Annotated in this window: 10 protein-coding genes; 3 read left to right on the top strand and 7 right to left on the bottom strand. The window is 64.4% G+C overall.

The genetic code is table 11. The annotated features are described in order from the left end of the window. Window positions 1-54 precede the first annotated feature (54 nt). A complete protein-coding gene (locus tag L288_RS22605; RefSeq protein WP_021236377.1) occupies window positions 55-1,188 on the top strand; it encodes a TolB family protein in 1,134 nt (377 codons plus the stop codon). Between the two features lie 15 nt (window positions 1,189-1,203). Here L288_RS22605 and L288_RS22610 read toward each other — a convergent pair whose 3' ends face one another. The 6 genes from L288_RS22610 to L288_RS22635 all read right to left on the bottom strand — a co-directional run bounded on the left by L288_RS22610 (window position 1,204) and on the right by L288_RS22635 (window position 7,329). Then, on the bottom strand, window positions 1,204-1,491 hold the full coding sequence (locus L288_RS22610; protein WP_021236378.1) for a Dabb family protein: 288 nt from the start codon (window positions 1,489-1,491) through the stop codon (window positions 1,204-1,206). Window positions 1,492-1,495: 4 nt separating this feature from the next. After that, on the bottom strand, window positions 1,496-3,649 hold the full coding sequence (locus L288_RS22615; RefSeq protein WP_201766620.1) for an outer membrane protein assembly factor BamB family protein: 2,154 nt from the start codon (window positions 3,647-3,649) through the stop codon (window positions 1,496-1,498). 48 nt (window positions 3,650-3,697) lie between these two features. Next, complete coding sequence (locus L288_RS22620; protein WP_236612976.1) at window positions 3,698-4,783, bottom strand: alpha/beta hydrolase; 1,086 nt, start codon at window positions 4,781-4,783, stop codon at window positions 3,698-3,700. A gap of 23 nt (window positions 4,784-4,806) precedes the next feature. Further along, window positions 4,807-5,721, bottom strand: a complete 915-nt coding sequence (locus L288_RS22625; protein WP_021236381.1) for a sugar phosphate isomerase/epimerase family protein — start codon at window positions 5,719-5,721, stop codon at window positions 4,807-4,809. Window positions 5,722-5,876: 155 nt separating this feature from the next. Further along, entirely contained in the window at window positions 5,877-6,188 is a 312-nt protein-coding gene (locus L288_RS22630) for an NIPSNAP family protein (RefSeq protein WP_021236382.1), read from the bottom strand. Between the two features lie 52 nt (window positions 6,189-6,240). Next, a complete protein-coding gene (locus L288_RS22635; RefSeq protein ID WP_021236383.1) occupies window positions 6,241-7,329 on the bottom strand; it encodes an NADH:flavin oxidoreductase in 1,089 nt (362 codons plus the stop codon). A gap of 302 nt (window positions 7,330-7,631) precedes the next feature. On the opposite strand from L288_RS22635, the gene L288_RS22640 reads away from it, so the two are divergent. Further along, entirely contained in the window at window positions 7,632-8,552 is a 921-nt protein-coding gene (locus L288_RS22640; protein WP_021236385.1) for a formylglycine-generating enzyme family protein, read from the top strand. A 31-nt stretch (window positions 8,553-8,583) separates the two neighbouring features. Here L288_RS22640 and L288_RS22645 read toward each other — a convergent pair whose 3' ends face one another. Next, on the bottom strand, window positions 8,584-9,432 hold the full coding sequence (locus tag L288_RS22645; RefSeq protein WP_021236386.1) for an FAS1-like dehydratase domain-containing protein: 849 nt from the start codon (window positions 9,430-9,432) through the stop codon (window positions 8,584-8,586). 227 nt (window positions 9,433-9,659) lie between these two features. Here L288_RS22645 and L288_RS43555 point away from each other — a divergent pair. Then, window positions 9,660-9,877 (top strand): hypothetical protein (locus L288_RS43555; protein ID WP_152522012.1); only part of this gene is annotated, 218 nt, incomplete at its 3' end.

Genomic DNA, 9,877 nt, shown 5'->3' on the forward strand with positions numbered 1-9,877 from the left:
GCATTTTTTTGGAAGCGATTGGCCGAAGCGCCGAACATGAAGGAGCCAAATCCGATGAACTGGAAGCGCCTTTTCCAGCCCCTTTGCGTCCTGGCCAGCGTCGCAGGCGGCAGCATGAGCGTCTATGCCGCTCCCGCGCCGGTCGATTACTTCACCGCGCCGGTCAAGATGGAGCGGTTGCTTGGCTGGGGCGAGCGGCCGGACTGGTCGCCGGACGGAACGAAGATTGTCTTCACCGATGCGCAGAATGACGGGCAGCTTGCCTATGCATTCGAGATGGACCTGAAAACGCGCAAGGTCCGGTGCCTGACCTGCCATCTGGGACCGGATTCGGGGAAGGTCGTGCGCATCTATTATCTGCCAGACGGCAATTTCCTGGTGACGCGCGGTCAGGACCCGCAATCCTCATCGCCCTTAAATGCGGGCATCTATTGGCTTTCGGCGGCGGCTGATACCCAGCCTGTCTATCTGAAGGCGGGCGCGATGGGCGACATTGCGATCGCGCGCCGCGCCAGGGCCGGAGGGGGCGTTTCCATCGCCTGGGGATCGCGCAGGGAGGATGGAAGCTGGGATCTGACCACCGGCACGCTGACCGGAGAGGGTAGCGCGCCCACGCTTGGCGAGCGGCGCACCGTCTATCATTATGATCCGTCAAAGCCCGGCAAGATCAGCTTTGCGGAAGCCTATGACTTTGTCGATGAGGACCGGTCCGTCGCCTTCTTCACGATCGAGCGGCCCAAGCCCAATGGCGAGATGTACAAGATCGATCTAACGACCGGAGCCCTGACCAAACTTTCGCAAAGCCCGCAGCATAATGAGGCGCATGCCTTTCCCGATGACCGCTTCGTGCTGGAGGAATCCAACCGCGCGTCCGACCCTGACGGCCCGATGCGGGGCATCAGCGGCTTTCCGCCGCAGATCACGCCCTGGCTGCTGGATGCGGCGGGGATAGCCCTGCCGGCCGGCGCCATCGATACGAAAGCGCCGCCGCGTTATTTCGATCTGCATGTCGTTGCCTATGACGGCACCGGGCGCGTCCGCCGCCTGACCCATGTGAGCGACAAGGGCGGCGACGCGCATCAGTCCGCGCCTTCACCGGATGGGAAGCAGATCATCTTCTGCCTGGAAGAGCATGAAAGCGCCGCGCTCAAGGGGCAGCGAGGGCTTTACCTGATGACCTTCCAGTGATGCGGTGCGTGGCGATCAGATGGTGAAGTCGATCTCCACGGCCTCGATCAGCGGCACGAGCCAGCCGAGCAGCGCCTGATGCTGTGGCGCGGCATTATAGGCTTCGAACGCCGCCTGATCCGTGAACTTCATGACGCCGCCCAGTTCATAGCCGCCGCCGCGCGCGGACTGGTTCACGCCCACGGCGGTTTCGGCCAGTCCGGCGATTTGCCCCTGAAAGGCGCGGATCTCCGCCGCTGCGCGATCCTTCTGCGCCTGGGTGGCTTCCGGCTTCCAGCGGAAGGCGAACATATGGATGAACATGGGATCAGTTCCTTTTTCCCGGCAGGGCGAAGGCGACATAGGCGGAACCCTGCTTCGCCCTGGCGTTGCGCAGGTTGCTGGTGGCGATCACGATATATTGCCGCCCCTTCACCATGTAGGTGATGGGCGACGCCGTGCCTGCGAAAGGCAGCGCGCCCTGCCACAGGAGCTTGCCCGTGGCGCTATCGAAGGCGCGCAGCCTGCTGTCGTAAATGGTCGCGCCGATCACGACCAAGCCGCCAGCCGTGACCAGCGGCCCGCCATAATTTTCGGTCCCAGTGCCGGTTATGCCCTTCGCCGCCAGTTCGGGATATTCGCCCAGCGGTATCTTCCACAGATACTCGCCACTATTGAGGTCGATGGCGTTCAGCGTGCCCCATGGCGGCGCGACCGCGGGATAGCCGTCAGCATCCAGCAGCTTCTTATATCCGGTGAACGCATAGCGGGCCTTTGGTTCGGGGGCCTTGGGCGCACCCGGACGCTGCGCCGGGGCGCGCGCTTCCTGCTTTTGCGCATCGGCGCCCATGAGATAGCCGGTCAACTGCGCGATTTCGCCGTCCTGTAGCTGGGTAAAGGGCGGCATGCGCCCCTTCCCCTTCTTGATCGTCATGAAGATCTCGCCCGGATTGAGGCGGGATGCGATGCCGCTGAGGCGGGGGAAGGATGGCGGCGAACCCTCGCGATTGAGGCCGTGGCAGACCGAGCAATGCTGCTGGTAAAGCTGCTCGCCCTGGTTTGCGACGTCGGCGAGCGTGCCAAGGCCGCCTTCCCAGGCGATGTCATTGCTGTTGATGTAGAGCACGCCCTTCTTGCGATCGATCGCCGCCCCGCCCCATTCTGCACCGCCGTCAAAGCCGGGGAAGACGACCGAGCGCTGCTGGAGCGAGAGCGGCGTGAAGGGGCCGTCGCTGCGCATCGCTGAAAATGCCTTGAGCGCCGCCGCCCGCGCCTCCGGCGTCCTGCTGGTGAGCATGTCTGCCGTCAGCCGCTGGCGCGCATAGGGCGCTGGCTTGAGCGGAAAGGGCTGCGTCGGAGAGCTTCTCTCGCCCGGCACATCGCTTTGCGGAACCGGCCGTTCCTCGATCGGGAAAAGCGGCTTGCCGGTCTGGCGGTCGAACAGGAACAGAAAGCCGTGCTTGGTGGGCTGCGCGACCGCATCGACCCGCTTGCCGCCATGATCGACCGTCAGCAGCACGGGAGGCGACGCCAGGTCGCGGTCCAGAGTGTCGTGATGAACGGCCTGAAAATGCCAGAGCCGCTTGCCCGTGAGCGCATCCAGCGCCAGGAGCGAATTGGCGAAGAGATTGTCGCCGATGCGGTCAGCGCCGTAGAAATCCTCTACCGCCGAACCGGTGGGCGCATAGACGATGCCGCGCTTCTCATCGACCACCATGCCAGCCCAGGCATTTGCCCCGCCCGCGTTTTTCCAGGCGTCCCTGGGCCAGCTGTCATAGCCCGGCTCTCCGGGGCGGGGAATGGCCGAGAAGGTCCATTTGAGCGCGCCGGTCCGCACATCATAGGCGCGGATCGCGCCGGGCGCGGCGGGCGGCGCTTCGGTCGTGCGGAAACCCGTGATGATCAGGTCGCCAAACAGCACGCCCGGCGAGGTCATGACCGCGCCTATGCTCTGCGGATCGCGGCCAAGGCCCTTGCGCAGGTCGATCCGGCCTCCCTCGCCGAAGCTGGTCACCGGCTTTCCATTACGCGGATCGACGGCGATCAGGTAATTTCCGGCTGCGGAGAAAAGCCGCTGCTCGCCCCGGTTCGACCAGTAAGTAAGGCCGCGCACCGGCTGGTCGATGGCATCGGGCGGCGCATATTCCCACAGGCGCGCGCCCGTGGCTGCGTCGAGAGCGAACAGCTTTTGCCCCGGCGTTACGCCATAAAGTATGCCGTCAATCACCAATGGCGAGGTCTGGAGGCCGCCCTCCCCCGTATCGAAGCGCCATGCCTCCTGCAATGTCCCCACATTGGCGCTGTTGATCTGGGCGAGGCCGGAATAGCGGTCGCCCTCGGCGCTGCCGCCATAGACTTTCCAGTCGCTTGCCGAAGCGCTTTGCCGGTCATCGCCCGCGCCGCAACTGGCGAGAAGCGGCAGGAGAGCGAGAGACGCCGCAGCGCGCAGGCGGAAGGACCGCACTGAAGAGTTGTTCATCATGTGCCCGCTATTGTTTCGAAATCTGGCGATGACCGGCGTCCCGGTGCGTCAGCCGTTGGTGGAAATCCCCAGACCGAGGCGCAGGGCATTCACCTTCGCTTCGTTGAACCATGTGCCAACGCGGGTCTTGACGGGCATGCTGTCGAACCCGTGGAAGCAGCCCGGCACGACCAGCAGTTCCGCCGTCACCCCCGCATCGTTCAATCGCCGCGCATATTCGATATCCTCGTCAAGGAAGAGGTCGATCGATCCGACGCCGATGAAAGCGGGCGGAAGGCCGCGCAGATTGGTCTGGCGCGCCGGAACCGCGCGCACGGGCACCTTGCTGGTGCCCGGCTCCATGCCGAGGAAGCTCTGCCAGCCGAAACGATTGTCGCCCCGCCCCCACATGAACGGTGCGATGTGCGGCGGCACCGCCCGCGTCGTCCCGGTGCGGTCGTCGAGCATCGGGTAGATGAGGCATTGGAAGGCGACCGGCACCTCGCCCCGGTCGCGCGCGGCGATGGCGAGCAGCGCGGCATGGCCGCCTCCCGCACTTTCGCCCATCACGGCGATGCGGTGGGGGTCCACGCCAAGTTGCGCGGCGTTGCCGTGCACCCATTTGAGCGCCGCATAATTATCCTCGATCGACCCCGCATAGGTGGTTTCCGGGGCAAGCCGGTATTCGACCGACACGGCGGCGCAATCCAGTTCCTTGCAGAGGTCCTGGATGTTGCGCACGAAGCCTTCTGCCGTGCCGGACACGAAGCCGCCGCCATGGGTGTGGACGATGGCCGGGCGCTGCCCTTCCTTGCCTGCGTTGACCAGGAAGACAGTGACGTCCGGCTGGCCCTTCATGCCCGGAATGGCGCGCTTTTCCACCGGCACGTCGTCGCGCCGGGGACTGGCGAACTGCTTCATCATGGCGCGGCTTTTGGGCAGAGTCTGCATCGACATCGGCCCGTCCTTCTGCTTGTCGAGCTGGGCGAGCATCTGCTTTGCGAAGGCGCGATATTCGGGATGGACGTTGGCCAGCCTGGGATCTTCCGCCACCGCCGCGAGCAACTGCGCGGGCGACAGGAAGGACAGCGCGCCGCCAGCGGCGAAGGCGCTTTTCAGAAGGGTCCGGCGGTGCATCATCTCCATTGTCTTCATTCCTGTCCTCTTGTCGTTGCCCTTCATTTGCCGATGCTGGCGAGATAGGTCAGAGATTGCGGAAGCTGGGTGTCGGGATCGCCGCTTTCATCTTCGATGATATAGTGCCGCACACCCGCCGCCTGCGCGGCCTTCATGATGGCGGGCAGGTTGAGGTCGCCCTTGCCGAGTGGCGGGAAGGGAAGCGCCGTCCCCCGCGCCGGCTTCCAGTCCTTCAGATGGAGCGAGGTCACCTTCGCCCCATATTTGTTGATGAAGGCCACGGGATCGACGCCCGCCGAACGTATCCAGTAGATGTCCGCCTCTATATCGAAGCAGCCGCCCGCCTTGTCGATGATCCGGTCCAGCGCGGTCTTGCCGTCCAGCATGTGCAGATCGTTGCCGTGGATGTGCAGGAACGTGCGCATGCCCGCAGCCTGCGCGCTGGCGCAGGCCTTCGCAAGCACCTCTCCCGCCTCCTCCGTGTCGGCGATGTTCAGCAGGTGATAGCCTTGCGGACCGAAGATCTTGATCGCGGAAATGCCGACTTGGCTGACGCCCAGAGCCTTTGCCGCGGCGATCGCGCCGGGCAGGTCGTCGCGCATGCGGTCATAGTCCATCTGTACGCTGACGGCGCGCATGCCCGCCTTGTCGAGCGCCGTGCGCATCTGCGCCGCCGAATAGCCCGGCACATGCATCACCTCCACCTGATCCACGCCCATCGCCTTGATCCGCGACAAGGCCGAGGGCACGTCGATCTTCGGCACCGGCGAAGGCGCATCCTTGTTCTTCAGCGCATCATTATAAGCCCAGATCTGGATAGCCAGACCGTCCCGCCAGTGCGGAGCAGCTGCGGGTCTGGACGGCGATGCGGCCGCCGCCGCTCCCGCGACCGCCAGCGTTCCCAAGGCCGCCCGAAATCGCCAGCCATGACGGCCGCCTTTCCCGCTCTGCTGCATTCTGGCATTCCTTCCCTGAACGTTCTTTCAGCCCGGCAACGCTTGGTTCACGCATAGCAAGGCCAGACTGTTCTACAAACGAGCATGGCCATAGAATTCAGGCATAGGAATATGCCTGATCATGCTGTCACCCCGCCGGGAGGACGTCCGCCCGATCAGGAAGAAGGCAGGAGCGGGCGGAAGAAGCTGCGTTCGTGACGGATGATGCAGCCGGACGCGCGCGCATGGGCGTGCGCCTCGGCCACTTCCTCATCCTGCATCATCGCGGCGCGGTAGGTTTCATATTGCGCGAGGCTGGGGAAATCGAACAGGAACAGGGCGATGTCGTTCGCCCCCTCGGCGGGCAGGAAATAGCCATGCGGCTTGCCGCCGAAGCGCGGCATCATCCTGAGCCACATGCGGGCATAATGTTCGAAGGCTTCGACCTTGTCAGGATCGATCCTATATTCGATGACGCATGTGATCATGGCCGCTCCTCAGCTTGTTGCCGTCGCTCTCCATGGACGAAGGGACGGCGGGTCAGGCGTTCGCCCCTTCCTCCGCGATGAAGCCGGGCCAGGTCTTCAAATAGGTGAGGAAAGTTTCCGTAAGCCCCTCCTCCAGCAGATGCTCGGCGGTGACCGGCAGCGGCGGGGACGTGTAATCCGGGTCGCGCCGCACCCGCTCCGCGAAGTCATGGCGGAGGATGGCGGCGCGGCCGATCACGGCGAAGTCGCACCCGGCCTCGACCACGCCAGCGGCCGCCTTCCCGCTCATGATCTTGCCCGCCGCGCCCAGCCGGACGTTGCCGCGCGGGAGTTCGGTAAAGTAGCTGAGCAGCGTTCGCCCCTTGAACCGCTCGTCCTCAGGCTCCTTGGTGACGTCCCAGAGCGAGAGGTCGAGATAATCGATCTTGTCCTGGCGCATCAGTTCTCCGGCGACGGCCACGATCTCGTCCAGCTTCTGGGCATAGCGTTCCGGCGACAGGCGTACGCCGACCTGGAAGCCGGAGCGGCATTGGGCGCGAATGCCATCGACGATCTCGAACAGCAGGCGGGCGCGGTTTTCGGGGTTGCCGCCATAGCGATCCTCCCGAAGATTGACTTCGGGCGAGAGGAATTCGCCGATGATATAGCCATGGGCCGCATGCACTTCGATCCCGTCGAAGCCCGCCTTTTCGGCGCGGCGGGCAGCGGCGATGAAATCGTCCCGCAGCTTTTCCACCTCATCCAGCGTCAGTCCGCGCGCGCCGGTTTCGGCATGATCGGACGGGCAAACCGGCGCGCTGACCAGATCCTTGGGCGCACGGTAACCGGCATGGTGAAGCTGAACCGATGAAATCGCGCCCTCCGCCTTGATACCGGCGGCCAGCCGCGTCAGCCCTTCCAGATGCTCGTCGCCGAAGATGCCGAGCTGGCCCGGAAAGCCCTGGCCATTGGCCTGAACATGCGCGGCGGCCGTCATCACCAGCCCGAATCCACCGGCGGCGCGCTTCGTCAGCCAATGATATTCCCCGTCCGAAAGGCGTCCGTCGGCATGGCTCTGCTGATTGGTCATCGGCGCCAGCATGAGGCGGTTCTTCATCGCGGGCCCGCGCGTGAAAGTCAGGGGGGAGAAGAGATCGGTCATGGCATCCGCTCATTTGGAAGGAGGAATCGGCTCCCTCCTATTCCCGATGATGGGCAGGGAGAAGTCAAAAATGGCGTATCTGGTCTACTTAATGGTGATGGAAAGGCGGGCTGCGCCGCCGCAAAGCCCTTGATTTCCGGCTTCTTGACGCCGCCGGTGAGGCCGCCGATAACCGGCATGTCATCCATGGGCTGGAGCGATCGGCCAGCCGGGCATTATGTGGAATATCGATGCGTCAGCTTTCGCCAGCCAGACACAGGACGGCACGGCCGTCGCGGTCATCCCGGCCGGACACCAGCGGCATGCGCTGGCTGGACGGCGGCGTCTTCGCCATGGGGTCGGAAAATTTCTATCCCGAAGAAGCGCCGGTGCGGCAGGTGCGTGTCGACGGATTCTGGATTGACGAAACCCCCGTCACCAACCGGGAGTTCGCCCGCTTCGTCGAGGCGACCGGATACCGGACGCTGGCGGAGACCGCGCCCGATCCCAGGGATTATCCCGGCATGCCGCCGGAAATGGCGCACGCCGGATCATTGCTGTTCCAGCGGACGGCCACGCCGGTCGATCTGCATGATCACGGCCAATGGTGGACATTCGCCTTTGGCGCTGATTGGCGGCATCCTTTGGGGCCGGACAGCGGGCTGGAGGGGCTGGAGGATCACCCGGTCGTGCATGTCGCGTTCGAGGATGCGCGTGCCTATGCCCGCTGGGCGGGCAAGGCGCTGCCGACTGAGGCGGAATGGGAATATGCCGCGCGCGGCGGGCTGGACGGACAGGAATATGCGTGGGGGGATCAGCTCGCGCCCGAAGGACGCATGCTGGCCAATTATTGGCAGGGCGCCTTTCCCTTTGCGAACACGCTGGAGGATGGCTGGGAAAGGACCTCGCCCGTGCGCAGCTACCCGGCCAACGGCTTTGGCCTCTATGACATGATCGGCAATGTGTGGGAGTGGACCGCCGACTGGTATGCCCAGCCGAAGGTTGAGGCGAAGGCGCGAGGCAGTTGCTGCGTGCCCGCCAATCCGCGCGGCGCCACCCGGCACGAGAGCCTTGAAAAAGATTCCTCCCCCGTGCCGATCCCGCGCAAGGTGCTGAAAGGCGGATCGCATCTTTGCGCGCCCAGCTATTGCCAGCGTTACCGACCTGCCGCGCGGCACCCGCAGGCGATCGATTCCTCTACCAGCCATATCGGCTTTCGATGCGTGGTGCGGGCGGCAGGCTGAACGCGTCCTTCCCAGTCAGTGCTGGCGGCATTCATGTCCAGCGCGCCTGCGCCTGCATCGCGAACGGGCCGTTGGGCCTTGCGCTCCAAAGGTCCATTCTGTCCCCGGTGCGGGGTTCGGCATGCAGGCAAAGCGCCTCATTCGAATAGAGGGGCGAAACGCTTTTGAAGGTGAAGCCGTCAGGCGCCCGCCCGCCCTGTTCGCTCGCGGCAAGATGCAGCAGGAGGGTCGCCTGGAGCGGACCGTGCACCACCAGACCCGGATAGCCTTCGACCTCAGTCGCATAGGGGTGATCGTAATGAATGCGATGGGCGTTGAAGGTCAGCGCCGAATAGCGAAAGAGCAAGGTGGGTTGGGGGTCGATCGATTGGACCGTGCTTCCCGCCGGAGCCGTCTCTGCCGGGCGTGCCGGGGCCGATGTAGCTTCCCGGTAGACGATCGTCTGACGATCATTGATGCTGCCGCCTGATGCGCCGGTGATGCGATGATCCACAGTGACGAAGCAGAGGGTGCCCGTCCGGCCCGGCTTCACCGCAACGTCGCTGATCCGCGACACGCGCCGCACTTCTTCTCCGACGATCAGGTCGCCTGCAAATATGATATCGCTCCCGGCCCACATGCGGTTGGGCAGCGGCACGGGAGGCAGAAAGCCCCCGCGGGCAGGATGGCCGTCCTCCGCCAGCGTGCTCGTCGGCACGATAGGCTGCGCCAGGCAGAAATGGATCAATCGCGGAGCCGCGACGCCGGTTCGATATTCCTGTGCCGGAAGCCCCAGGGTCGCGCTGAAACGGCTGGCGAGACCAGGGGTCAGCATATCGTCCGCCGCCTCCTCCGTCCCGATCCAGCGGCGAAGATGGTCAATGTCGACCTGTTCGGACATCCATTTTCTCCTTCACTCCGGTTGGCGCGGAGATAATCTCCCGACCAGGGAAAGCTCAGCCTGTGAATGGTCATAGCGCCGCTGTGGGCAAACTCAATTTCGGATGTCTTTACGCGAAAAGTGATTCAGGGATGTCATTTTTGCAAAGTGGCTGTATGCCTACGGGGTAATGAGAGCCGCCGACGGTGCTTCGGCGGCGAGGGGATGTACATTTTACAAGGTGATGCATGAAGCGCTTGTACCAGTCGGCGTCCCGCTTAGCTGTCGCTCTGACATTCGCATTGCCCCTTGCCGGGGCCTCCGGCGTCGCGGCGCAGGGTGCGCCTGCTGAAACGGGCATGCCCGCGCCTGCGTGGCCTGCGCCGGTGACCGCTCCGGCGGGCGCCCCCAACATCGTCCTCGTCATGCTGGACGATGTCGGCTTCGGGGATACGGGAACTTTCGG

Source organism: Sphingobium quisquiliarum P25 (genome assembly GCF_000445065.1).
Lineage (GTDB): Bacteria > Pseudomonadota > Alphaproteobacteria > Sphingomonadales > Sphingomonadaceae > Sphingobium > Sphingobium quisquiliarum.